Source organism: Enterobacter cloacae complex sp. P17RS (genome assembly GCF_014895885.1).
Lineage (GTDB): Bacteria > Pseudomonadota > Gammaproteobacteria > Enterobacterales > Enterobacteriaceae > Enterobacter > Enterobacter bugandensis.
In genome coordinates, this window is the sequence record NZ_JADBQK010000016.1 from 107,722 (window position 1) to 133,159 (window position 25,438).

A 25,438-nucleotide genomic window follows, 5' to 3' on the forward strand; every position below is an offset into this window, starting at 1 on the left:
CGGTTCTGCATTTTAGTGTGATGCACTGTACCAGTACAAGAGTACAAAGGGAATAAAAAAAGCCCCGATAGCATGTATCGGGGCTGTATATTTTACTTTACGTCAAAAGCGAAAGGCTTACGCGTCACCGAAACGACGACGGCTGGTGCCTTCTTCACGACGTGGGCCACGGCTTTCGCGGCGCTCGCCGGAGAAACGACGACCTTCACCACCGCGACCTTCACTGCGACCGCCTTCACGACGCTCGCCGCCGAAACCGCGACCACCGCCACGACGTTCGCCACCGCGGTCAGGACGTGGCTGTGCATCGCCCAGCAGCTGCATGTTCATCGGCTTGTTCAGGATGCGGGTGCGAGTAAAGTGCTGCAGTACTTCGCCCGGCATGCCTTTTGGCAGTTCGATGGTAGAGTGGGATGCAAACAGCTTGATGTTACCAATGTAACGGCTGCTGATGTCGCCTTCGTTAGCAATCGCGCCAACGATGTGACGAACTTCAACACCATCATCACGGCCCACTTCAATGCGATACAGTTCCATGTCGCCAGCGTCACGACGCTCACGACGTGGACGGTCTTCACCACCACGCTCTGGACGGTCGCCGCGTGGACCACGGTCGTTACGGTCGCCACGGCGTTCGAAACGATCGTCACGGTCACGGAACTCACGCTTAGGACGCATCGGTGCATCTGGTGGCACGATCAGGCTACGTTCGCCCTGAGCCATTTTCAGCAGTGCTGCAGCCAGAGTTTCCATGTCCAGCTCTTCGCCTTCAGCGACAGGCTGGATCTGCGACAGCAGTGCGCGGTACTGATCCAGATCGCTGCTTTCCAGCTGCTGCTGTACTTTCGCGGCGAATTTTTCCAGACGGCGTTTGCCCAGCAGATCTGCGTTTGGCAGGTCGGCTTCTGGAATGGTCAGCTTCATGGTGCGTTCAATGTTGCGCAGCAGACGACGCTCGCGGTTCTCAACGAACAGCAGCGCACGGCCAGCACGACCCGCACGACCGGTACGACCGATACGGTGAACGTAAGACTCGGAGTCCATCGGGATGTCGTAGTTGACAACCAGGCTGATACGCTCAACGTCCAGACCACGTGCTGCCACGTCGGTTGCAATCAGGATATCCAGACGACCGTCTTTCAGACGCTCCAGCGTCTGCTCACGCAGGGCCTGGTTCATGTCGCCGTTCAGCGCTGCGCTGTTGTAGCCGTTACGCTCCAGCGCTTCAGCCACTTCCAGGGTCGCATTTTTGGTACGCACGAAGATAATCGCCGCATCAAAATCTTCCGCTTCCAGGAAACGGACCAGCGCTTCGTTTTTGCGCATGCCGTACACGGACCAGTAGCTCTGGCTGATGTCCGGGCGAGTGGTCACGCTGGACTGAATACGCACTTCCTGCGGCTCTTTCATGAAGCGGCGGGTAATGCGACGGATCGCTTCTGGCATGGTTGCAGAGAACAGAGCGGTCTGGTGACCTTCCGGGATCTGCGCCATGATGGTTTCTACGTCTTCGATGAAGCCCATACGCAGCATTTCATCTGCTTCATCCAGTACCAGGCCGCTCAGTTTAGAGAGGTCCAGAGTACCGCGCTTCAGGTGATCCAGCAGACGGCCCGGCGTACCGACGACAATCTGTGGGCCCTGGCGCAGGGCGCGTAACTGCACGTCATAACGCTGGCCGCCGTACAGGGCTACCACGTTTACGCCGCGCATATGTTTAGAGAATTCCGTCATTGCTTCAGCAACCTGAACAGCCAGTTCACGAGTTGGAGCCAGGACGAGGATCTGCGGTGCACGCAGGTCCGGATCGATGTTGTTCAGCAGCGGCAGCGAGAACGCTGCAGTTTTACCGCTACCAGTCTGGGCCATGCCCAGCACGTCACGACCAGAAAGCAGATGCGGGATACATTCTGCCTGGATCGGAGATGGTTTTTCGTAACCCAGATCGTTAAGGGCTTCAAGGATAGGAGCCTTCAGGCCCAGATCTGCAAAAGTGGTTTCGAATTCAGCCATGTAGTACGAGTGCCTCAATGTCAATGGCGGCCAGTCTACTTAGCTCATCGTGAAAATGATTAGCAATTTTCATTGAAAAGTGTGAACCGGCTCAAAGTAGGTGTATTGACGAACAACAACGCCCTCACCAGTGAAGGTGATGGCAATCAAAAGATTACGGGCTGATGTTTATGTCGTCAGCTATTGCTGGTCCGATTCTGCCAGGTCGTCTTGCTCCTGGCCCAAGAGCGATAATTCCAACAATGCATAACGGTGCTCAACGAAGTTATGTACGTTGTTAGCAACCGCTAATTTGAACAGTGCCGTAGCGCTGTCCATATCCCCCAGACTTAGGTAGTACTTACCTAAATAGAAGTTGGTTTCACTGAGATGCTCAGCGAGCGAGGTGTTATCCGTTGCGTCCGCCTTGAGGCGTTCCATCAGCGTTGCTTCGCTAATGTTGCCCAGGTAGAACTCGACAATGTTCCATCCCCACTGTTCCTTATCCGATTTCTCGAAGCGCTGTTGTAGTGCTTCTTTTGCCTGCTTCTCATCGAGCTTCCGCTCAACGATGTAAAGCCACAGGCTACGGAAAGGATCATTAGGATCGTCTTGATAAAACGCCAGCAGATCATCTTGCGCTAACTTATCACGACCGCCGTAATACAATGCGATACCGCGATTCAAGTGCGCGTAGTTGTAAGTTGGATCAAGCTCAAGTACAGAATCAAACGCTTCATAGGCAGCATCAAAATTGCCTGCCTGCGTTAAATAAATGCCTAAGTAATTGAATACTTCAGGCATATCAGGTCGGATAGCCAGCGCTTGTGAAAAATCATTTCGCGCTAATGCCCTCAGACCGAGACTATCATACAACACTCCGCGCTCATATAAAAGCTGTGCGCGTTCGTCATCGGTTAAAGCCCGACTGGCAAGTATTTGTTCCATGCGTGCCAGAATCACTTCCTGCTGCAAAGTCGGTTGCAATGGCACTGCGAGGACTTCGCTCTTACGCCAGGCAGAGTTGCTGCATCCTGCCAGCGTTAAAGCTGTCGCAACGAAACACCAGCGCAAAAAAGGCTTCATTTCCCACTCCCGAAGACAACTATTGGATGAACGTCCTGTCCCCCGGCGGCTTAACAAGGCGTCCTGCCTGATAACAGGCCCTCCGCAAAGCGGAGGGCAAATGGCAACTTACTCGCCTTGCTGTTCAGCAGCCGGAGCTTCCGGTGCCGCAGCAGGTTGAGACTGCTCGGTTGCTTCTTTAATGCTCAGACGGATACGGCCCTGACGGTCAACTTCCAGAACCTTAACCGGCACTTCCTGACCCATCTGCAGGTAATCGGTCACTTTCTCAACGCGCTTGTCAGCAATCTGAGAGATGTGAACCAGACCTTCTTTACCGCCACCGATGGCAACGAACGCACCAAAGTCAACGATACGGGTCACTTTACCCGCGTAGACGCGGCCCACTTCGATTTCAGCAGTGATTTCTTCGATGCGACGGATCGCGAATTTCGCTTTCTCGCCGTCGGTTGCTGCGATCTTCACAGTACCGTCATCTTCGATTTCGATGGTGGTGCCAGTCTCTTCGGTCAGCGCGCGGATAACAGAACCGCCCTTACCGATAACATCTTTGATCTTGTCTGGATTGATCTTGATGGTGTGAATACGCGGAGCGAATTCAGAGATGTCACCGCGTGGCGCGTTGATAGCCTGTTCCATCACGCCCAGGATGTGCAGACGCGCACCTTTAGCCTGGTTCAGAGCAACCTGCATGATCTCTTTGGTGATACCTTCAATTTTGATATCCATCTGCAGGGCAGAGATACCGTCGCGGGAACCCGCTACTTTGAAGTCCATATCGCCCAGGTGGTCTTCGTCACCCAGAATGTCAGACAGAACAACGAAGTTGTCGCCTTCTTTCACCAGACCCATTGCGATACCCGCAACGGCGGCTTTGATCGGCACGCCCGCATCCATCAGCGCCAGAGAGGCACCACATACGGAAGCCATGGAAGAAGAACCGTTGGATTCGGTGATTTCAGAAACCACGCGAACGGTGTACGGGAATTTGTCAGCTTCCGGCATCACTGCCAGCACGCCGCGCTTCGCCAGACGACCGTGACCAATTTCACGACGCTTCGGTGAGCCAACCATACCGGTTTCGCCCACAGAGTACGGAGGGAAGTTGTAGTGGAACAGGAAGTTGTCAGTACGCTCGCCCATCAGTTCGTCGATGATCTGCGCGTCACGTGCGGTACCCAGGGTTGCGGTAACCAGCGCCTGCGTTTCACCACGGGTGAACAGCGCAGAACCGTGAGTACGCGGCAGTACGCCAGTGCGTACGTCCAGACCACGAATCATGTCTTTTTCACGGCCATCGATACGCGGCTCGCCTGCCAGTACGCGGCTACGAACAACGTTTTTCTCGATAGCGTGCAGAATTTCGCCAATTTCGTTAGCGTCCAACGTTTCGTCTTCGGCAACCAGGGTCGCGGTTACTTCAGATTTGATCGCGTCAACCTGAGCGTAACGCTCCTGTTTGTCGGTGATGCGGTAAGCGTCGCTCAGACGAGATTCTGCCAGTGCCGCAACGCGTGCGTTCAGCGCATCGTTTGCTGCTTCTGGCTGCCAGTCCCAACGTGGCTTACCGGCTTCTTTCACCAGGTCGTTGATGTTCTGGATAACAATCTGCTGCTGCTCGTGACCGAACACCACAGCGCCCAGCATCTGGTCTTCGCTCAGCAGTTCAGCTTCGGATTCAACCATCAGCACAGCCGCTTCAGTACCGGCAACAACCAGGTCCAGCTTACTTTCTTTCAGCTCTTCCTGTGTTGGGTTCAGCACGTACTGGTCGTTGATGTAACCGACGCGCGCGGCACCGATTGGGCCATTGAATGGAATACCAGACAGTGACAGGGCAGCGGAGGCACCGATCATCGCCACGATGTCCGGGTTAACCTGTGGGTTAACGGAAACAACGGTCGCAATAACCTGCACTTCGTTAACGAAGCCTTCCGGGAACAGCGGACGAACCGGGCGGTCAATCAGACGCGCGATCAGGGTTTCGCCTTCGCTTGGACGGCCTTCACGACGGAAGAAGCCACCCGGGATTTTACCGGCAGCGTAGGTACGCTCCTGGTAGTTAACGGTCAGCGGGAAGAAGTCCTGACCTGGTTTAGCTTTTTTCTGGCCCACAACGGTCACGAATACCGCGGTGTCATCCATGCTTACCATAACGGCAGCAGTCGCCTGGCGTGCCATCATGCCGGTTTCCAGCGTGACGGTATGTTGACCATACTGGAATTTACGAACGATCGGATTCAGCAAAATTCTATCCTTTCTTAAATGTATGACAGCACACCGCCGGCGTGCTGTCGATTTAACCCGACCTTCTTCGCATCCTCGCGACTAATGACAACCGACACCCCCATGGGTGAAGCCTCTCATTAGCCGCGCGAACCTCTGCAATGAAGATCATTTATAGCAACAATACAATAGTTTCCATTGAATTGCTGCCGTCTGGTTGAAAAAAGGGGCCATCAGGCCCCCTTTTCTGAAACTCGCAAGACTTAGCGACGCAGACCCAGACGCTCGATCAGCGCGGTGTAGCGTGCAACATCTTTACGCTTCAGGTAGTCGAGCAGTTTACGACGCTGAGAAACCATGCGCAGCAGACCACGACGGCTGTGGTGATCTTTTTTGTGCTCTGCAAAGTGACCCTGCAGGTGGTTAATCTGTGCAGTCAGCAGTGCAACCTGAACTTCGGTAGAACCGCTGTCGTTAGTACCACGACCAAACTCAGAAACGATTTTAGCTTTAGCTTCAACGCTTAGAGACATTTTCAAACTCCAAAGTATAAAAAATGTAAGGGTGCCGATCTCTAATTCAGCGACCCCATGTACGCCCCGCAGATTGTTAAACAATTTACCGGGCGTTAAGCGGCGATATTCTACTCGTCTCCCCTGCTTATCGCAAGGTGAGGCGTAATCACCGTCACGCGTCGACCGGATATTCGACGACCAGACGACGCGGCGCAACGCGCCCTTCACCGTCCATTTCGCCCATACCGATGAATTTCCCTTCGTCACCTTCCGTCACGCGTACCAGTCCATCCAGCGGCGCATCCGCCGTACGAACCGGGTTTCCGTTCTTAAAGTAAACGGACGATGTTAAAGGAAGATTAACGATCGGGAAGTCCGCTGCCGGACTGTCCATTGGCATCAGCAGTGGATCCAGCAAATCTGCTGGTTCCACTCCCTGCGCTTGTGCCTGCTCAGCCAGCGCGCGCAGCTGCTCAAGCGTCACCATGCGTTCCACCGGATATTTACTGACCGCCAGACGACGCAGGTAGATCACATGCGCGCCGCAGCCCAGCTTTTCACCCAGGTCGTCGATGATGGTGCGAATATAGGTCCCTTTCGAACAGTGGACTTCCAGCTCCAGCTCGTCACCTTCGTGGCGAATGAACAGCAGCTCATACACGGTTATCGGACGCGCTTCGCGCGGGACGTCAATTCCCTGGCGCGCATATTCGTAGAGCTTCTTGCCCTGATATTTCAGTGCCGAATACATCGACGGCACCTGCATCGTGTCCCCGCGGAAGCTCTCCAGGGCCGCATCAAGCTGTTCAGCGCTGAAGGTCACCGGGCGCTCTTCCACCACCTGACCATCCGCGTCGGAGGTATCCGTACGCTGGCCAAGTTTAGCGATAACGCGGTAGCGTTTATCGGAATCGAGCAGGTACTGGGAAAACTTTGTTGCTTCACCCAGGCAAATCGGCAGCATGCCGGTCGCCAGCGGATCCAGCGCGCCGGTGTGGCCCGCACGGTTAGCGTTATAAATACGCTTCACTTTTTGCAGCACGTCGTTACTGGATGCACCTTGCGGTTTATCCAGCAGCAGCACGCCATGCACGTCGCGACCGCGACGACGAGGACGACTCATCAGTCCTCCTTGCTGTCGTCCGTCGGGTTAACACGACGTTCGTCGTCATGTTTCACCACGCTGGTCACCAGGTTGGACATGCGCATACCTTCGACCAGCGAGTTGTCGTAGAAGAAGGTCAGCTCGGGAACAATACGCAGGCGCATCGCTTTGCCGAGCAGAGAGCGGATGAAACCAGAGGCTTCCTGCAGTGCTTTAATGCCGTTTTTAACCGCCGCTTCGTCCTGATCGTTCAGGAAGGTCACGAACACTTTGGCATAGGCCAAATCACGAGACATTTCCACGCCAGAGACAGTGGTCATCATACCGATACGCGGGTCTTTGATTTCGCGTTGCAGGATGAGTGCGATCTCTTTCTGCATCTCCTGCGCCACGCGCTGTGGGCGACCAAATTCTTTCGCCATAATAAATTCTCCAGACAAAAAAGGGGCTAAAAGCCCCTTTTAAAATTATTGCCGGGTGGCACGAGGCGATCCCGGCCTACATATGGACTTATCCCTAAGGATTAGTCGATGCTGCGTTGGATCTCGATGATTTCGAACACTTCGATCATATCGCCAACGCGAACGTCGTTGTAGTTCTTAACGCCGATACCACATTCCATGCCGTTACGGACTTCGTTAACGTCATCTTTGAAGCGGCGCAGGGATTCCAGCTCGCCTTCGTAGATAACCACGTTGTCACGCAGTACGCGGATTGGGTTGTGACGCTTGATGGTACCTTCGGTAACCATACAGCCCGCGATCGCACCGAATTTCGGTGATTTGAACACGTCACGCACTTCAGCCAGACCGATGATCTGCTGTTTCAGCTCAGGAGACAGCATACCGCTCATCGCGGCTTTCACTTCGTCGATCAGGTTATAGATGACCGAGTAGTAGCGCAGATCCAGGCTTTCCGCTTCGATCACGCGGCGAGCAGATGCATCAGCACGCACGTTGAAGCCAACCAGGATAGCGTTGGATGCCGCAGCCAGGGTTGCGTCGGTTTCGGTGATACCACCTACGCCAGAACCGATGATCTTCACTTTCACTTCGTCGGTAGACAGTTTCAGCAAGGAGTCGGAGATCGCTTCCACAGAACCCTGAACGTCCGCTTTCAGAACGACGTTCACTTCGTGAACTTCGCCTTCAGCCATGTTCGCAAACATGTTCTCAAGTTTAGATTTCTGCTGACGCGCCAGCTTAACTTCACGGAACTTGCCCTGACGATACAGTGCCACTTCACGCGCTTTCTTCTCGTCACGCACAACGGTCACTTCATCACCGGCAGCCGGAACACCGGACAGACCCAGGATTTCCACTGGAATGGACGGACCTGCTTCCAGCACTTCTTGACCCAGTTCGTTACGCATCGCACGAACGCGGCCGTATTCGAAGCCACACAGAACGATGTCGCCCTTGTTCAGCGTACCTTCGCGAACCAGAACCGTTGCAACCGGACCACGACCTTTATCCAGGAAGGATTCGATTACCGCACCGCTCGCCATACCTTTACGAACGGCTTTCAGCTCCAGAACTTCGGCCTGAAGCAGGATAGCGTTCAGCAGGTCGTCGATACCAGTACCCGCTTTTGCAGATACAGGGATGAACTGCGCTTCGCCGCCCCACTCTTCCGGCATAACGCCGTACTGAGACAGTTCGTTCTTCACGCGGTCCAGATCGGCTTCTGGCTTATCGATTTTGTTGACCGCAACAACCAGAGGCACCTGCGCCGCTTTCGCGTGCTGGATAGCTTCAATGGTCTGTGGCATAACGCCATCGTCTGCTGCAACAACCAGTACAACGATATCCGTAGCCTGAGCACCACGAGCACGCATTGAGGTGAACGCTGCGTGGCCTGGGGTATCCAGGAAGGTGATCATGCCGTTTTCGGTTTCTACGTGGTAAGCACCGATGTGCTGGGTAATGCCACCCGCTTCGCCGGAGGCAACTTTCGTAGAACGAATGTAGTCGAGCAGAGAGGTTTTACCGTGGTCAACGTGACCCATGATGGTCACAACCGGTGCACGCGGTTCAGCCGCAGCGCCAGTGTCACGGTCGCTCATTACTGCTTCTTCCAGCTCGTTTTCACGACGCAGGATCACTTTGTGGCCCATCTCTTCGGCAACCAGCTGTGCGGTTTCCTGGTCGATAACCTGGTTGATGGTCGCCATTGCGCCCAGCTTCATCATCGCTTTGATGACCTGAGAGCCTTTAACCGCCATCTTGTTTGCCAGATCGCCAACGGTGATGGTTTCGCCAATCACGACGTCACGGTTAACCGCCTGAGCTGGCTTCTGGAAGCCCTGCTGCAGAGAAGAACCTTTACGCTTGCCGCCTTTACCACCGCGAACCGCTGCACGAGCTTCTTCGCGGTCAGCTTTAGATTCAGCGTGTTTGTTACCTTTCTTAGCCGGACGCGCGGCTTTTGCATTACGACCACGGCCACGGCCGCCTTCTACTTCACGGTCGTTATCATCTTCAGCCTGACGCGCATGCTGAGAAGTGGTCACGTGATAGTCGCTGGTGTCTTCAGTCGGTTCAGCGGTATTCACGCCATTCTTCTCGTTTTCTTCTGCCATACGACGCGCTTCTTCAGCGACGCGGCGAGCTTCTTCTTCCAGCTTACGGCGGGCTTCTTCTTCCGCTTTACGCTTCAGCTCGGCAGCTTCATTTTCACGGCGGGCTTTTTCAGCCTGGGCGGTTTTGGTCATTTCGTCTGTCTGTTGATTGCTCACTTTGTCTTTTTCCGCAGCGTCACGCTTCACTTTATCACTGGCGTCGCGTTTCGCTTTTTCTGCGGCCTCACGTTCAGCTTTTAATTCTGCTTCACGTTTGGCGGCTGCTTCCGCCTCACGCTGAGCTTGTTCTTCCGCTTCACGCTGTGCCTGCTCTTCCGCGGCAAGGCGTTCTGCCTCTTGCGGATCACGTTTTACAAAGGTGCGCGTCTTGCGGACTTCAATTTGTACCGATTTGCTTTTGCCACCGGTACCAGGAATGTTTAACGTGCTGCGCGTTTTGCGCTGCAGCGTTAACTTGTCAGGCGTAGAACCGTGTTCGCGGTTCAGGTGCGTTAACAAGGTTTGTTTTTCTTGCGCGGTCACCGAGTCATCAGCGGACTTCGGGATCCCTGCATCAGCAAATTGCTGTACCAGGCGGTCCACGGAGGTCTGAATCTCAGCAGCCAGCGATTTTACAGTTACATCAGTCATGCTGTTCCTTCCTGCTACAGTTTATTACGCTTCGTCGCCGAACCAGCAAATATTACGTGCGGCCATGATGAGTTCGCCGGCTTTCTCGTCGGTTAAACCTTCGATATCGGCCAGGTCATCAACGCCTTGCTCAGCGAGATCTTCCAGCGTACAAACACCACGGGCAGCCAGCTTGAACGCAATCGCACGATCAAGACCTTCCAGATTCAGCAGGTCATCAGCCGGCTTCTTATCGCCAAGGCTTTCTTCCTGAGCCAGTGCCAGGGTGGTCAGTGCGTTTTTAGCGCGTTCACGCAGGGCTTCAACGGTTGGCTCATCCAGACCGTCAATTTCCAGCAGCTCTTTCATTGGCACATAGGCCAGTTCTTCCAGCGTAGAGAAACCTTCTTCTACCAGAACAGTGGCGAAGTCTTCGTCAATGTCGAGGTATTTGGTGAAGGTATCGATCGCCGCATGGGCTTCAGCCTGATGCTTAGCCTGCAGGTCATCAACGGTCATGACGTTGAGTTCCCAGCCGCTCAGCTGTGACGCCAGGCGTACGTTCTGACCGTTACGGCCAATCGCCTGCGCCAGGTTGCCCGCTTCAACAGCGATATCCATGGTGTGTTTGTCTTCGTCAACAACGATAGACGCGACATCAGCCGGAGCCATTGCGTTGATCACGAACTGCGCCGGGTTGTCGTCCCACAGAACGATATCAATACGCTCGCCGCCCAGTTCGGTAGAAACCGCCTGAACGCGCGCACCGCGCATACCGACGCAAGCACCGACCGGGTCGATACGCTTGTCATTGGTTTTCACCGCAATTTTCGCACGAGAGCCTGGATCGCGAGCTGCTGCTTTGATCTCAATAACTTCTTCGCCGATTTCCGGCACTTCGATGCGGAACAGTTCAACCAGCATTTCTGGTTTAGAACGGGTCACGAACAGCTGTGCACCACGCGCTTCAGGGCGCACGGCGTACAGAACACCACGAATACGGTCGCCCGGGCGGAAGTTTTCACGCGGCAGCATGTCTTCACGCAGGATCACGGCTTCAGCGTTGCCCGGCATCCCTTCGGATTTAATTTCCAGAGAGATGTTGTCACGGTTCACTTTCTTCACCACGCCGGTGATGATTTCGCCTTCCTGATCGCGGAACTGATCGACAACCAGCGCGCGCTCGGCTTCGCGCACTTTCTGCACGATAACCTGCTTAGCGGTCTGGGTGGTGATACGGTCGAAGGTCACAGATTCAATCTGATCTTCAACGTAGTCACCCACGTTCAGACTTTCGTCTTCAAAACGTGCCGCTTCCAGGGTGATCTCTTTGGTCGGCTGGGTCACTTCTTCAACGATTACCCAACGACGGAATGTATCGAAGTCACCGCTTTTACGATCGATTTCTACGCGAACATCGATCTCTTGTTCGTATTTTTTCTTGGTTGCTGTAGCCAGTGCACTTTCCAGCGCTTCGAAAATTTTCTCACGCGGCAGTGATTTCTCGTTGGAGACGGCTTCAACAACAGCCAAAATTTCTTTGTTCATCGCGGGCTTTTCACCTCAATCCAGACTGTTAAAAGTGGGGAACCAGGTTCGCCTTCTGGATATTACTCAGCGCGAACACTTCATCTTTGCCTTCGACTGTTACCGTGATCATTTCACCATCAACGGCTTTGATAATTCCCTGCCATTTACGGCGGTTCTGTACGGCCATACGCAGAACGAGAGCCACTTCTTCACCGGTAAAGCGCACATAGTGCTCGGCCGTGAACATCGGGCGATCCAGGCCAGGTGAGGAAACTTCCAGGTTGTACGCAACGGTAATCGGGTCTTCAACATCAAGAACCGCACTCACCTGGTGGCTGACATCAGCACAATCATCAACATTGATGCCATCTTCACTATCAATATAGATGCGCAGCGTCGATGTACGGCCGCGAACGAATTCGATGCCGACCAGTTCGTAGCCCAGTGCTTCGACCGGTGCAGTAATCATCTCTGTTAATTTTTGCTCTAATGTGGACAAGCCCACCCCCAAGACATAAAAAAAGGGCGTAAAGCCCAGTTATTCTGTAGTCAGATAACAAAAAACCCCGATAAATCGGGGCTTTAGATAACTGAACCCTATAGCCACAACTGTGGCCTGGAGCACTCTCCGAAAGAATTTTTTCAAATCCAGCTACGAAGGCTCTAAGTCTTCACAGTATATTTGAAAAAGAACTTTATGGGAAAGTGGTTGCGGGGGCCGGATTTGAACCGACGACCTTCGGGTTATGAGCCCGACGAGCTACCAGGCTGCTCCACCCCGCGCCTGAAACGTGGCAAATTCTACGCGTTTTGGACAGAATTTGCAAATAATGCTGGGATTTGGTACCGAAGACGGGACGTAAAATCGGCGTTTAGTATATTGATAGTTGACCCCACCTGTCAACCCAGCTTCCGCCAGAGAGAACAGACCAAATTTTTTACAAAAAACGCATGAGTCTCTTCCGGTATTCGATAAAAGATGATTAAATGAATACTCACTTATTTTGCATAAAAATGCACAAGAGAACGAAAGCGGTCTCTAATCAGTCAATCAAGCAGGGTTTTATTCTATGACGACGATTCTCAAGCATCTTCCGGTAGGACAACGTATTGGCATCGCTTTCTCAGGCGGCCTGGATACCAGCGCTGCACTGCTGTGGATGCGCCAGAAGGGAGCGGTTCCGTATGCATATACTGCGAACCTGGGTCAGCCGGATGAGGACGATTACGATGCTATTCCTCGTCGCGCTAAAGAGTATGGCGCAGAAAACGCGCGACTGATTGACTGCCGTAAGCAACTGGTTGCTGAAGGTATCGCCGCTATTCAGTGCGGTGCGTTCCATAACACCACGGGCGGCCTGACCTATTTCAACACCACCCCGCTGGGTCGTGCCGTCACCGGCACCATGCTGGTTGCCGCCATGAAAGAAGATGGCGTAAACATCTGGGGTGACGGCAGCACCTATAAAGGCAACGATATCGAACGTTTCTATCGTTATGGCCTGCTGACCAACGCGGAGCTGCAGATCTACAAGCCGTGGCTGGACACCGACTTCATCGACGAGCTGGGTGGTCGTCATGAGATGTCTGAGTTTATGATTGCCTGCGGCTTTGACTACAAAATGTCCGTTGAGAAAGCCTACTCTACCGACTCCAACATGCTGGGCGCGACGCACGAAGCGAAGGACCTGGAGTTCCTGAACTCCAGCGTGAAGATCGTTAACCCAATCATGGGCGTGAAGTTCTGGGACGAGAGCGTGAAGATCCCGGCAGAAGAGGTGACCGTGCGTTTCGAACGTGGTCATCCGGTTGCCCTGAACGGTAAGACCTTCTCTGACGACGTTGAACTGATGCTGGAAGCAAACCGCATCGGCGGTCGTCACGGTCTGGGCATGAGCGATCAGATTGAAAACCGTATCATCGAAGCGAAAAGCCGCGGTATCTATGAAGCTCCGGGGATGGCGCTGCTGCACATCGCTTACGAGCGTCTGCTGACCGGTATTCACAACGAAGACACCATCGAGCAGTATCACTCTCATGGTCGTCAACTGGGCAAACTGCTGTATCAGGGTCGCTGGTTCGATCCGCAGGCGCTGATGCTGCGTGACGCGCTGCAGCGTTGGGTAGCGAGCGCGATCACCGGTGAAGTGACGCTGGAACTGCGTCGTGGTAACGACTACTCCATTCTTAACACCGTGTCGGACAACCTGACCTATAAAGCCGAGCGTCTGACCATGGAAAAAGGTGAGTCTGTGTTTTCTCCGGACGACCGTATTGGTCAGTTGACCATGCGTAACCTGGACATCACCGATACCCGTGAGAAGCTGTTCAACTACGTTGAGAATGGTCTGCTCTCAGCGAATTCCGGTAACGGCCTGCCGCAGGTTGAAAACCTGGAGAATAGCGATAAGAAGTAATCGCTGATGTAACATGCAAAAGGCGCCCAATGGGCGCCTTTTTGTTTGGCTTTTGTAGGGCGGGTAAGCGCAGCGCCACCGGGCCTACGAAAGGTAAAAGCTACAGACGAAAAAAAGACGCCTTTCGACGTCTTTCTTCTGGAATATTGGTACCGAGGATGGGACTCGAACCCACAAGCCCGTTAGGGCACTACCACCTCAAGGTAGCGTGTCTACCAATTCCACCACCTCGGTACGGAATACTTACTGCGGGATATCGCTGGTTGGCTTAGCCGGTGCAGCTGGCTGAGTCTGCTCAGTTTTGGCTGGCGCGCTCAGATTTTCCCACTCGCTTCCTTTGCTGGTCTTGTTGCTGTTGATATTGCCCAGCACCAGACTGATGATGAAGAATAGCGTAGCCAGAATCGCCGTCGTGCGGGTCATGAAGTTCGCAGAACCACTTGAACCGAACAGCGTACCGGAAGCGCCTGCTCCGAAGGAGGCTCCCATATCAGCGCCTTTACCTTGCTGCAGCATAATCAGCGCTACGAGAGCGATGGCTACAATAAGGAAAATAACTAAAAGAGCTTCGTACATAATCAACCTGTTCCTTGCGGATTTGCCGCATACCAATGCTTCGACCAATTAGCAGGATTTTTGTTTCCCACTGAAGCGGGTGTGAATACTAACCAAAGCGAATCACCTTCGCAAGGGCATTTTCGACGCATTGTATCAACTGCGGAAAAAAACAGCAAAAAGCCATTAATTGCTTAAAACAAAGGCGGCAAACGCCGCCTTTTTAAACATTTAGCGTGCAAGATTATGCAGCTTTTACGGCATCCGCAATACGGTGCGCAAATTCGGTGACCTGCGCTTCGTCTTCGCCTTCCACCATCACGCGGATCAGTGGTTCGGTACCGGACTTACGCAGCAGCACGCGTCCACGGCTGCCCAGCGCCGCTTCAACGTCAGCCATTACCGCTTTCACGTTGTCATTTTCCAGCGGATCGCCTTTACCCGCAGTGAAACGCACGTTCACCAGGATCTGCGGGAACATTTTCATCCCGCTGCACAGATCGTGCAGGCTCATATGGTTGCGCGCCATCGCGGCAACCACCTGAAGCGCGGCAACAATGCCGTCACCGGTAGTGGTTTTATCGAGCAGGATCACGTGACCTGAGTTCTCAGCGCCAATACGCCAGCCCTTCTCCTGCAATTTTTCCAGCACGTAGCGGTCGCCCACTTTCGCGCGAACAAACGGAATACCGAGCTGTTTCAGCGCCAGCTCCAGACCCATGTTGCTCATCAGGGTCCCTACCGCGCCGCCGCGCAGCTGACCCTGGCGCAGGCCTTCACGGGCAATGATGTAGAGGATCTGATCGCCGTCGACTTTATTACCTTCGTGGTCAACCATGATCACGCGGTCACCGTCGCCGTCCAGAGCAATACCCAGATCGGCTTTTTCCGCCAGCACGCGCGCCTGCAGGGCGCGCACGTCCGTCGCCCCGACTTCTTCGTTAATGTTCAGACCATCCGGCTCGCAGCCGATGGCGATCACTTTCGCACCCAGCTCGCGGAAGACATTCGGCGCAATGTGATAGGTCGCACCGTTCGCACAGTCCACCACAATTTTAAGATGCGCCAGGCTCAGCTCGTTCGGGAAGGTGCCTTTGCAGAATTCGATATAACGACCCGCCGCATCGACGATACGGTTCGCTTTACCCAGCTCTGCGGAATCAACACAGGTGATCTCTTTTTCCATTTCGGCTTCAATGGCCTCTTCCACTTCGTCCGGCAGCTTGGTGCCGTCAATGGAGAAGAACTTGATGCCGTTGTCGTAGAACGGGTTATGAGACGCCGAAATCACAATTCCCGCTTCCGCGCGGAAGGTGCGTGTAAGATAGGCAACAGCAGGCGTTGGCATTGGGCCAGTAAAAGAGGCTGAAAGCCCTGCCGCTGCCAGACCCGCTTCCAACGCAGATTCCAGCATATAGCCCGAAATACGGGTATCTTTACCAATAATGATCTTACGTGAGCCATGACGCGCCAGTACCTTGCCGGCAGCCCAGCCGAGCTTCAGAACAAAATCAGGGGTAATTGGAGCATCGCCTACGCGCCCACGGATACCATCGGTACCAAAATATTTACGGTTACTCATAGCGTTTGTTTTCCTTCGCTGCCAGTGTGGCTTCCACCACACGCATGGCTTCTACTGTTTCTTTGACGTCATGGACACGGATAATGTGCGCGCCTTGCATCGCCGCAATTACCGCGCAGGCCAGGCTGCCACTCAGGCGCTCGCTCGGTCCTACATTAAGCAATTGGCCAATCATCGACTTTCTCGACATACCCACCAGCAGCGGCAGACCAAAGTGATGAAATTCCGATAAGCGCGCAAGCAACGCATAATTGTGTGAGAGATTTTTACCGAAACCGAACCCCGGGTCGAGCAGCAATTTCTCTTTTGGGATGCCTGCACGCTCACAGCGTTCAATATGCTCAATAAAGAAGCGATTCACGTCGGCAAAGACGTCATCATACTTCGGCGCTTCCTGCATAGTTTTCGGTTGCCCCTGCATGTGCATCAGGCATACCGGCAGGCCGGTTTCTGCAGCGGCCTCGATCGCACCCGGTTCGGTCAGCGAGCGGATATCATTAATAATGTGAGCACCCACTCTCGCCACTTCACGGATCACTTCTGGTTTGGACGTGTCGACGGAGATCCACACCTCGAAACGTTGCGCGATTGCCTCAACCACCGGCACCACGCGCGCCAGCTCTTCTTCCACCGAAACATCTGCCGCGCCGGGACGCGTCGATTCACCGCCCACGTCAATGATGGTGGCACCCGCGTTGATCATTAGATTTGCGTGCTTAACCGCGTCGATAAGCGTGTTATGCGTGCCGCCGTCAGAGAAGGAGTCAGGGGTAACATTCATGATCCCCATCACGTGCGGATGTGAAAGATCGAGATGCGAGTCCTGGGCGAAGAGTTTCATGGTCAAATCCCTGGTTTTAATATGGTTTAACGGAAAAGAAAAACCCCGGAGCAAGCTCCAGGGTTTGGGGTACAGACAAACGCTTCAACAGCAGTGACTTACTTGTCGCCCAACTGCTCTGACATGGTGTTGCCCGGGTTTGGCGTACGCGGTTCATCGACCGGACGCGGCGCGCGCGGGGTACCATTGTTGTCAGAATTGTTGGAAGCGCCTGGGTCTTCCCAGCCTGCTGGCGGACGCACTTCGCGGCGAGCCATCAGGTCGTCAATCTGCGGTGCATCGATGGTCTCATATTTCATGAGCGCATCTTTCATCGAATGCAGAATGTCCATATTGTCGTTCAGGATCTGACGCGCACGACCGTAGTTACGTTCAATCAGCGCTTTCACTTCCTGGTCGATGATACGTGCCGTCTCATCGGACATATGTTTTGCTTTCGCTACGGAGCGGCCCAGGAATACTTCACCCTCTTCCTCTGCATACAGCAGCGGACCGAGTTTGTCGGAGAAGCCCCATTGAGTCACCATGTTACGCGCCAGGTTTGTCGCCACTTTAATGTCGTTCGACGCACCGGTAGAAACATGTTCCGGACCGTAGATGATCTCTTCTGCCAGACGACCGCCGTACAGGGTCGAAATCTGGCTTTCCAGCTTCTGACGGCTGGCGCTGATCGCGTCGCCCTCAGGCAGGAAGAAGGTCACACCCAGCGCACGGCCGCGCGGAATAATCGTTACCTTGTGTACCGGATCGTGTTCCGGCACCAGGCGACCGATAATCGCGTGACCCGCTTCGTGGTAAGCCGTGGACTCTTTCTGCGCTTCCGTCATCACCATGGAGCGACGTTCCGCACCCATCATGATTTTGTCTTTCGCTTTCTCGAACTCCACCATGGAGACCACGCGCTTGTTACCGCGAGCGGCAAACAGTGCAGCTTCGTTGACCAGGTTAGCCAGGTCCGCACCGGAGAAGCCCGGGGTACCGCGCGCAATGATTGCCGCGTCGATATCTGGCGCCAGCGGTACGCGACGCATGTGCACTTTCAGAATCTGTTCACGACCACGAACATCCGGCAGACCGACAACAACCTGACGGTCGAAACGGCCTGGACGCAGCAGCGCAGGGTCAAGTACATCCGGACGGTTAGTCGCCGCGATAACGATAATACCTTCGTTACCTTCGAAGCCGTCCATCTCAACCAGCATCTGGTTCAGGGTCTGCTCACGCTCATCGTGACCACCGCCCAGGCCCGCGCCACGCTGGCGGCCTACGGCGTCGATTTCATCGATAAAGATGATGCACGGTGCTGCCTTCTTGGCCTGCTCGAACATGTCACGCACACGAGATGCACCGACACCCACGAACATTTCAACGAAGTCAGAACCTGAAATAGTAAAGAACGGCACCTTCGCTTCACCCGCGATGGCTTTCGCCAGCAGGGTTTTACCGGTACCCGGAGGGCCTACCATCAGGACGCCTTTCGGGATCTTACCGCCCAGTTTCTGGAAACGGCTCGGCTCGCGCAGGTATTCAACCAGTTCACCCACTTCTTCTTTTGCTTCGTCACAACCGGCGACGTCAGCAAACGTGGTCTTGATCTGGTCTTCCGTCAGCATACGCGCCTTGCTCTTACCGAACGACATGGCACCTTTGCCACCGCCGCCCTGCATCTGGCGCATAAAGAAGATCCAGACGCCGATAAGAAGCAGCATCGGGAACCAGGAAATGAAGATAGAAGCCAGCAGGCTTGGTTCTTCTGGCGGCTCGCCTACCACTTTGACGTTTTTGGTCAGAAGGTTATCAAGCAGCTTAGGATCGTTCACCGGGATGTAAGTCGTGTAACGGTTACTATCTTTCTTGGTAACGTTGATCTCACGTCCGTTGATACGCGCTTCGCGAACCTGGTCCTGATTGACCTCTTGCAGGAAGGTAGAATAATCCACCTTGCGGCCATTCGACTCGCTGGGCCCAAAGCTCTGGAATACTGACATCAGCACAACGGCAATGACCAGCCAGAGTATTAGGTTTTTCGCCATGTCACTCAAGGGATTAACCTCATATTACAACTGTGTTAAAAACAGCGTCAGGATACTCTATATCCAGTTTCATTCAAACTTTCGTCTGAAATCTCCCGGTTATCATTTTCGCCCGGTCGCTACAATATACACTTCACGGGAACGGGCCCGGGAAGAGTCCGGCTTACGAACTTTGACCTTCGCAAACAGGGAGCGAATTTCCTTAAGATACTCCTCGAAACCTTCGCCCTGAAACACCTTCACAACAAAACTACCACCAGGCGCTAGTACATCACGACACATTTCTAACGCTAGCTCCACCAGATACATGGCGCGGGGGATATCCACCGCCGGTGTTCCGCACATATTTGGTGCCATATCCGACATGACAACCTGGACCTTACTGTCACCAACACGATCAAGTAACGCTTTCAGCACTAATTCATCACGAAAGTCGCCCTGAAGGAAGTCGACACCAACGATGGGATCCATTGGTAAAAGATCGCACGCGATGATTCGGCCCGTTCCGCCGATCTGCGTTACCGCATACTGGGACCATCCGCCAGGTGCCGCACCGAGGTCGACAACCGTCATCCCCGGCTTAAAAAGTTTGTCACTTTGCTGTATTTCATCAAGTTTAAACCAGGCACGGGAACGTAACCCCTTTTTCTGTGCCTGTTGAACATATTTATCGCTAAAGTGTTCTTGAAGCCAGCGGCTGGAACTGGCAGAACGCTTTTTACCTGTCATTTAACATTTCCGTCCTGGTTCATCGTTGCTTGCCTGTGACGTAAATTTCTACGCAGCTATTTGGCGATATAAGGGAGATGGCGGTAGAATGAACCGTTTTCAATCCCAACGTAAGCAAAAATATACGATGAATCTGAGTACTAAACAAAAACAGCACCTTAAAGGTCTGGCACATCCGCTCAAGCCTGTAGTCATGCTTGGCAACAATGGTTTGACCGAAGGGGTGCTTGCCGAGATTGAACAAGCGCTGGAACACCACGAGCTGATCAAGGTGAAAATCGCCTCTGAAGACAGAGACACTAAAAACCTGATCGTGGAAGCCATCGTGCGCGAAACCGGCGCCTGTAATGTACAGGTCATCGGTAAAACGCTGGTGCTCTATCGCCCATCTAAAGAGCGTAAAATCTCGCTGCCACGCTAAGGATATCCTGAATCAATCACATTTTCTGTGTGAAACGAGGGATTTCTTTCAACAGGCTCAGCAAAATGCCATGCTCCTTGAGTTGATAAAAGGCCGCTATGCGGCCTTTTTCTTTTCTTTACAATGTATCAACATCTTAGTAGAGAAGCGAATTACAGGTATTCAACCTTGATAATTTCGTATTCCACTTCACCGCCAGGGGTGCGGATGGTGACAACATCGTCCTGCTCTTTGCCAATCAGGCCGCGAGCAATGGGTGAGTTCACCGAAATCAGGTTCTGTTTAAAGTCTGCTTCATCATCGCCCACGATGCGATAGGTTTGCTCTTCATCGTTGTCGAGGTTCAGAACGCTGACGGTAGAACCAAAGATCACGCGACCGTTGTTAGGCATTTTGGTGATATCAATAACCTGTGCATTAGACAGTTTCGCTTCGATATCTTTAATGCGCCCTTCACAGAAACCCTGCTGCTCGCGCGCCGCATGGTATTCAGCATTCTCTTTCAGGTCGCCATGCTCACGGGCTTCCGCGATAGCGGCGATGATTTCAGGGCGACGCACGGATTTCAGGAAATCCAGCTCTTCGCGCAGTTTTTCGGCACCACGTAAGGTCATCGGAATAGCTTGCATTTGTTATACCTCTTAAACATTCCTGTTGGGAGCAGTGTTCCCTGCTCCTGCCCCCCGAAGCGGGCAAGAAGCAAAAAGAAAACCGACCCGGGAGCGACGCCCCAGGTCAGCAGCAATTTTTCAATTTGATACGCATTTTACCGCGAAGTTCACTATGGGTCATCGTTTACTTTGCAGTGCCATGCACCGTAGTATGACGGTTTGTTTTCGGGTTGTTAGCGCGAGATTATGCGATTTTCCAGTTTTATCATCGGATTGACTACCAGTATAACGTTCACCGCCCAGGCCGCGAATGTTGATGAGTACATTAATCAGCTCCCCGCAGGCGCGAACCTCGCCCTGATGGTGCAGAAGGTTGGCGCACAGGCTCCCGAGATTGACTATCACAGTCAACAGATGGCGCTGCCTGCCAGTACCCAGAAGGTGATCACTGCCCTCGCCGCCCTGCTCCAACTCGGGCCTGACTTCCGTTTTACCACCACGCTTGAAACCAAAGGTAACGTCGACGGTGGCGAACTGAAAGGCGATCTTATCGCCCGTTTCGGTGGCGATCCCACCTTTAAGCGCCAGGATATCCGCAACATGGTAGCGGTGTTGAAAAAATCCGGCGTGACAAAAATCGATGGCAACGTGCTGATCGATACCTCCATTTTTGCCAGCCACGATAAAGCACCAGGCTGGCCGTGGAACGACATGACGCAGTGCTTTAGCGCCCCGCCAGCCGCCGCGATTGTTGACCGCAACTGCTTCTCGATTTCCCTTTACAGCGCGCCCAAGCCAGATGATTTAGCGTTCATTCGCGTGGCATCTTACTATCCGGTGACCATGTTTAGTCAGGTGCGAACGCTGGCTAAAGGCTCCCCTGATGCCCAGTACTGCGAACTGGACGTGGTGCCTGGCGATCTTAACCGCTACACCCTCACCGGCTGCCTGACGCAGCGCGCCGATCCCCTGCCGCTGGCCTTCGCGATTCAGGATGGCGCAAGCTATGCGGGTGCGATTCTCAAGGATGAGCTGAAGCAGGCGGGAATAACCTACTCCGGCACGCTGCTACGCCAGACGCAGGTCAACCAGCCCGGAACGGTCATTGCCAGCAAACAGTCGCCACCGCTGCACGATTTGCTGCGAATTATGCTGAAAAAGTCTGACAACATGATTGCCGACACCGTGTTCCGCATGATTGGCCACGCGCGTTTCGGCGTGCCGGGAACCTGGCGCGCGGGCTCAGACGCTGTTCGTCAGATCCTGCGCCAGCAGGCGGGGATCGATCTGGGTAACACTATCGCCGTTGATGGTTCAGGATTATCGCGTCATAACCTGATTGCCCCGGCCACCATGATGCAGGTGCTTCAGTACATTGCACAACATGACACTGAGCTAAACTTTATCTCAATGCTGCCGCTTGCCGGACACGACGGTTCGCTGCAGTACCGCGCCGGGCTTCATGCGGCGGGTGTGGATGGCAAAGTCTCCGCGAAAACAGGTTCACTGCAGGGGGTGTATAACCTGGCAGGGTTCATCACGACCGCCAGCGGACAGCGCATGGCATTCGTGCAGTATCTTTCCGGCTATGCCGTCGAACCGACCGACCAGCGCAACCGCCGTATTCCACTGGTTCGCTTCGAAAGCAGGCTTTATAAAGACATCTACCAGAATAACTAGCGATGAAACTACTTATAGTTGAAGACGATCTGTTATTACAGGAAGGACTGGCTCTGGGACTCGCCAATGAAGGCTATGCCCTGGACTGTGCCGGCACCGCGGCAGAAGCAGATGCCCTGATCCAGAGCGGCGAATACAGCCTGGTGATCCTTGACCTGGGCTTGCCGGACAAAGACGGCGCGACGTTGCTTACCCAGTGGCGTCGCCGGGGCATCGCCAATCCGGTGTTAATCCTGACGGCACGCGACGCCATTGAAGATCGTATTACCGGCCTTGATGCTGGCGCCGATGATTATCTGGTGAAGCCCTTTGCGCTTGCAGAACTTCAGGCTCGGGTGCGAGCGTTAATACGCCGTTATCAGGGCCATAGTGATAACTTACTAACCGACGGGGACATTACCCTGAATCTGCAAACCCAACAGGTATTGCGCCAGTCCCAGCCCGTTGAAGTCACACCAAAAGAGTTCGCCTTGCTGACGCGTCTGATCATGCGAAGCGGACAAACGGTACACAGAGAAACCCTTCAGCAGGATATCTATTCCTGGCAGGACGATCCGGGGTCAAATACCCTGGAAGTCCACATCCACAACCTGCGTCGTAAGCTCGGCAAAGACCGGATTAAAACCGTCCGCGGCGTTGGCTACCGCCTGGAGAGCCAGAAATGAACAGCATGCGTCGGCGATTAATGGTGTTGCTGGCGGTCATTCTGTTATTTTTCCAGCTGATAAGCGTCATTTGGTTGTGGCACGAAAGCCGCGAGCAGATTGGCTTTCTGGTGAACGAAACGCTGTCGGCAAAATCGCGTAACAACCACGTCGAGAAAGAGATCCGCGAAGCGATTGCCTCGCTGCTGGTTCCTTCCCTGGTGATGGTTGGGTTTACGTTGTTTTTCTCGTTCTGGGCGGTCACCTGGATAACCCGACCGCTGAACAAACTACGCGTGAGCCTGGCTAACCGTTCGGCGGATAACCTAACCCCACTTCCTATGTATTCCGACATGGAAGAAATCGGCGCCGTTACCACCTCGCTCAATCAGCTACTCGCCAGGCTGGACAGTACCATTCAGCAGGAGCGTCTCTTTACGGCTGACGCCGCCCATGAACTGCGAACGCCTCTTGCCGGAATCAGGCTCCATCTGGAGCTCATGGCCCAGTCAGGCTCTACGCAGGCCACGACGCTCATCAGCCGTATTGACCAGCTAATGCACACCGTTGAGCAACTGCTGATGCTGGCCCGTGCAGGACAGGCAATGGCGAGCGGCCACTATGAAACCATCAACTGGACGGACACCATTATCACGCCTCTTGGTCTTGAGCATGAAGCCAAAGAGCATACGGTGATTTGGCCTGCTAAAAGCGCGCTCACGGTTCAGGGAGACGCGGTACTGCTGCGGCTGATGCTGCGCAACCTGCTGGAGAATGCCGGGCGCTACAGCCCGACAGGCACCACGATTACCGTGACGCTTACCGCGGTCGAAGGCGGTACGCAGCTCAGCGTTATCGATCAGGGGCCTGGTATTGACGAAGCGCATCGACAGTCGATCACGGAGCCGTTCCGTCGCCTCGATCAGCGTTACGGCGGCAGCGGCCTGGGCCTGAGTATCGTACAGCGCATCCTGCAGCTTCATCACGGTAAGCTGATGCTGGAGAATGGTGCTGAAGGCGGCCTGATAGCAAGCTGCTGGCTGCCCTCAACGCTGGAATGAAAAAAGCCCCCTGATGGGGGCTTTGGACAGATATTAGTGCTTGTAGATGAACTCGACGCCTTCTTCGTCGTCTTCATCCCAGTCATCGTCCCAGTCGTCTTCCTCTTCCGCTTCCAGCTCTTCGAGCTGCTGGCGGTGGTAGTCATCCCACATGAATTCGACTTTTTCTGGCTGTTTCGCTTCTTCAGCCTGAACGACAGGGTTCTCGATGATGAAGGTCATCACATCCCAGCAGAGATCTTTCACGCCAACCTGGCTTGCCGCGGAGATGAGGTAGTATTTATCTTCCCAGCCCATCGCTTCGGCAATCGCTTTGGCTTTCGCTTCGGCTTCCGCTTTATCCATCAGGTCGATCTTGTTGAAGACCAGCCAGCGTGGCTTACTCGCCAGTTTTTCGCTGTATTTTTCCAGCTCACCGATAATGATACGGGCGTTTTCAACCGGATCGGAACCGTCGATCGGATCGATGTCGATGAGGTGCAACAGTACGCGGCAACGCTCAAGGTGCTTCAGGAAGCGAATACCCAGGCCAGCCCCTTCCGCAGCGCCTTCAATCAGGCCCGGAATATCGGCGACCACAAAGCTCTTCTCGTTATCCATACGGACAACGCCGAGGCTTGGTACCAGCGTGGTAAACGGATAGTCCGCTACTTTTGGCTTGGCCGCAGAGACGGCGCGAATAAAGGTCGATTTACCTGCGTTTGGCATACCCAGCATGCCCACGTCAGCCAGCAGCATCAGTTCAAGCTGCAGGTCACGCTTATCGCCTGGCGTACCCATCGTTTTCTGACGCGGGGTACGGTTAACGGAAGATTTGAAACGGCTGTTACCCAGACCGTGCCAGCCGCCTTTTGCGACCATCAGGCGCTGACCGTGTTTGGTCATATCGCCCATGGTTTCACCGGTGCCCTGATCGATAACGCGCGTACCAACCGGAACCTTAATGGTCACGTCTTTACCGCGTTTACCGGTACAGTCACGGCTCTGGCCGTTCTGTCCGCGTTCTGCACGGAAGGATTTTTCAAAGCGGTAGTCGATCAGCGTGTTGAGGTTTTCATCCGCCTCCAGCCACACGTCACCACCATCGCCACCGTCACCGCCGTCAGGGCCGCCACGAGGAATATATTTTTCACGGCGGAAGCTTACACAACCGTTACCGCCATCACCTGCCACGACCAGAATCGTCGCTTCATCAACAAACTTCATTTTACTCTCCGTAA

Annotated in this window: 22 protein-coding genes and 2 tRNA genes; 5 read left to right on the forward strand and 19 right to left on the reverse strand. The window is 54.0% G+C overall.

Features of this window, described 5'->3' with window-relative positions; all coding sequences use genetic code 11:
* Positions 1-117: 117 nt before the first annotated feature.
* From IM265_RS13575 to IM265_RS13625, 11 genes are all read right to left on the reverse strand, one after another.
* A complete protein-coding gene (locus IM265_RS13575) occupies positions 118-2,013 on the reverse strand; it encodes a DEAD/DEAH family ATP-dependent RNA helicase (protein ID WP_041907893.1) in 1,896 nt (631 codons plus the stop codon).
* A complete protein-coding gene (gene yrbN / locus IM265_RS22200; protein WP_100122156.1) occupies positions 2,006-2,086 on the reverse strand; it encodes a protein YrbN in 81 nt (26 codons plus the stop codon). Before yrbN ends, IM265_RS13575 begins: the two co-directional genes overlap by 8 nt.
* Before the next feature lie 107 nt (positions 2,087-2,193).
* Positions 2,194-3,078: a lipoprotein NlpI gene (gene nlpI / locus IM265_RS13585; protein WP_028014546.1), complete on the reverse strand. Its 885-nt coding sequence runs from the start codon at positions 3,076-3,078 to the stop codon at positions 2,194-2,196.
* 108 nt (positions 3,079-3,186) lie between these two features.
* On the reverse strand, positions 3,187-5,325 hold the full coding sequence (gene pnp / locus IM265_RS13590) for a polyribonucleotide nucleotidyltransferase (protein WP_028014547.1): 2,139 nt from the start codon (positions 5,323-5,325) through the stop codon (positions 3,187-3,189).
* Between the two features lie 242 nt (positions 5,326-5,567).
* A complete protein-coding gene (rpsO, locus tag IM265_RS13595; RefSeq protein WP_003861789.1) occupies positions 5,568-5,837 on the reverse strand; it encodes a 30S ribosomal protein S15 in 270 nt (89 codons plus the stop codon).
* Positions 5,838-5,991: 154 nt separating this feature from the next.
* Positions 5,992-6,942, reverse strand: coding sequence for a tRNA pseudouridine(55) synthase TruB (truB, locus tag IM265_RS13600; protein ID WP_045260076.1), 951 nt, complete (start codon positions 6,940-6,942; stop codon positions 5,992-5,994).
* Positions 6,942-7,346, reverse strand: coding sequence for a 30S ribosome-binding factor RbfA (gene rbfA / locus IM265_RS13605; protein WP_041907887.1), 405 nt, complete (start codon positions 7,344-7,346; stop codon positions 6,942-6,944). Before rbfA ends, truB begins: the two co-directional genes overlap by 1 nt.
* A gap of 101 nt (positions 7,347-7,447) precedes the next feature.
* Positions 7,448-10,135 carry a translation initiation factor IF-2 gene (gene infB, locus IM265_RS13610; RefSeq protein WP_041907885.1) on the reverse strand — a complete coding sequence of 896 codons (2,688 nt, stop codon included), beginning with the start codon at positions 10,133-10,135 and terminating at the stop codon, positions 7,448-7,450.
* 24 nt (positions 10,136-10,159) lie between these two features.
* Positions 10,160-11,662 (reverse strand): transcription termination factor NusA, encoded by a 1,503-nt coding sequence (gene nusA / locus IM265_RS13615; protein ID WP_014885374.1) that lies wholly within the window; start codon positions 11,660-11,662, stop codon positions 10,160-10,162.
* Positions 11,663-11,690: 28 nt separating this feature from the next.
* On the reverse strand, positions 11,691-12,143 hold the full coding sequence (gene rimP / locus IM265_RS13620) for a ribosome maturation factor RimP (RefSeq protein WP_014833432.1): 453 nt from the start codon (positions 12,141-12,143) through the stop codon (positions 11,691-11,693).
* A gap of 207 nt (positions 12,144-12,350) precedes the next feature.
* A tRNA-Met gene (locus IM265_RS13625) sits at positions 12,351-12,427 on the reverse strand.
* A 287-nt stretch (positions 12,428-12,714) separates the two neighbouring features.
* On the opposite strand from IM265_RS13625, the gene argG reads away from it, so the two are divergent.
* The gene (gene argG / locus IM265_RS13630; protein ID WP_028014551.1) at positions 12,715-14,061 is read left to right on the forward strand and encodes an argininosuccinate synthase; all 1,347 of its coding nucleotides are present in this window, start codon (positions 12,715-12,717) and stop codon (positions 14,059-14,061) included.
* A gap of 147 nt (positions 14,062-14,208) precedes the next feature.
* Here the strand turns inward: argG and IM265_RS13635 are convergent.
* From IM265_RS13635 to rlmE, 6 genes are all read right to left on the reverse strand, one after another.
* Positions 14,209-14,295, reverse strand: a tRNA-Leu gene (locus IM265_RS13635).
* Positions 14,296-14,304: 9 nt separating this feature from the next.
* The gene (gene secG, locus IM265_RS13640; protein ID WP_003861803.1) at positions 14,305-14,637 is read right to left on the reverse strand and encodes a preprotein translocase subunit SecG; all 333 of its coding nucleotides are present in this window, start codon (positions 14,635-14,637) and stop codon (positions 14,305-14,307) included.
* A gap of 223 nt (positions 14,638-14,860) precedes the next feature.
* Entirely contained in the window at positions 14,861-16,198 is a 1,338-nt protein-coding gene (gene glmM / locus IM265_RS13645; RefSeq protein WP_028014552.1) for a phosphoglucosamine mutase, read from the reverse strand.
* Positions 16,191-17,039 (reverse strand): dihydropteroate synthase, encoded by an 849-nt coding sequence (gene folP / locus IM265_RS13650; protein ID WP_193031354.1) that lies wholly within the window; start codon positions 17,037-17,039, stop codon positions 16,191-16,193. Before folP ends, glmM begins: the two co-directional genes overlap by 8 nt.
* A gap of 98 nt (positions 17,040-17,137) precedes the next feature.
* On the reverse strand, positions 17,138-19,072 hold the full coding sequence (ftsH, locus tag IM265_RS13655; protein ID WP_013098921.1) for an ATP-dependent zinc metalloprotease FtsH: 1,935 nt from the start codon (positions 19,070-19,072) through the stop codon (positions 17,138-17,140).
* 102 nt (positions 19,073-19,174) lie between these two features.
* Positions 19,175-19,801, reverse strand: a complete 627-nt coding sequence (rlmE, locus tag IM265_RS13660) for a 23S rRNA (uridine(2552)-2'-O)-methyltransferase RlmE (RefSeq protein WP_003861812.1) — start codon at positions 19,799-19,801, stop codon at positions 19,175-19,177.
* 127 nt (positions 19,802-19,928) lie between these two features.
* Here rlmE and yhbY point away from each other — a divergent pair, with 127 nt between their 5' ends.
* The gene (gene yhbY / locus IM265_RS13665; RefSeq protein ID WP_003861814.1) at positions 19,929-20,222 is read left to right on the forward strand and encodes a ribosome assembly RNA-binding protein YhbY; all 294 of its coding nucleotides are present in this window, start codon (positions 19,929-19,931) and stop codon (positions 20,220-20,222) included.
* A gap of 152 nt (positions 20,223-20,374) precedes the next feature.
* On the opposite strand, the gene greA is transcribed toward yhbY, so the two are convergent.
* Positions 20,375-20,851: a transcription elongation factor GreA gene (gene greA / locus IM265_RS13670; protein WP_006812122.1), complete on the reverse strand. Its 477-nt coding sequence runs from the start codon at positions 20,849-20,851 to the stop codon at positions 20,375-20,377.
* A 228-nt stretch (positions 20,852-21,079) separates the two neighbouring features.
* Between greA and dacB the strand changes: the two genes are divergently transcribed.
* The 3 genes from dacB to pmrB are packed head-to-tail and all read left to right on the forward strand — an operon-like array spanning position 21,080 to position 24,218.
* Positions 21,080-22,513, forward strand: a complete 1,434-nt coding sequence (dacB, locus tag IM265_RS13675) for a serine-type D-Ala-D-Ala carboxypeptidase (protein ID WP_028014554.1) — start codon at positions 21,080-21,082, stop codon at positions 22,511-22,513.
* A 2-nt stretch (positions 22,514-22,515) separates the two neighbouring features.
* Positions 22,516-23,178: a two-component system response regulator PmrA gene (pmrA, locus tag IM265_RS13680; protein WP_028014555.1), complete on the forward strand. Its 663-nt coding sequence runs from the start codon at positions 22,516-22,518 to the stop codon at positions 23,176-23,178.
* Positions 23,175-24,218: a two-component system sensor histidine kinase PmrB gene (pmrB, locus tag IM265_RS13685; protein ID WP_063155275.1), complete on the forward strand. Its 1,044-nt coding sequence runs from the start codon at positions 23,175-23,177 to the stop codon at positions 24,216-24,218. Before pmrA ends, pmrB begins: the two co-directional genes overlap by 4 nt.
* A gap of 33 nt (positions 24,219-24,251) precedes the next feature.
* On the opposite strand, the gene cgtA is transcribed toward pmrB, so the two are convergent.
* Positions 24,252-25,424, reverse strand: a complete 1,173-nt coding sequence (gene cgtA / locus IM265_RS13690) for an Obg family GTPase CgtA (RefSeq protein WP_014885381.1) — start codon at positions 25,422-25,424, stop codon at positions 24,252-24,254.
* Positions 25,425-25,438 lie beyond the last annotated feature (14 nt).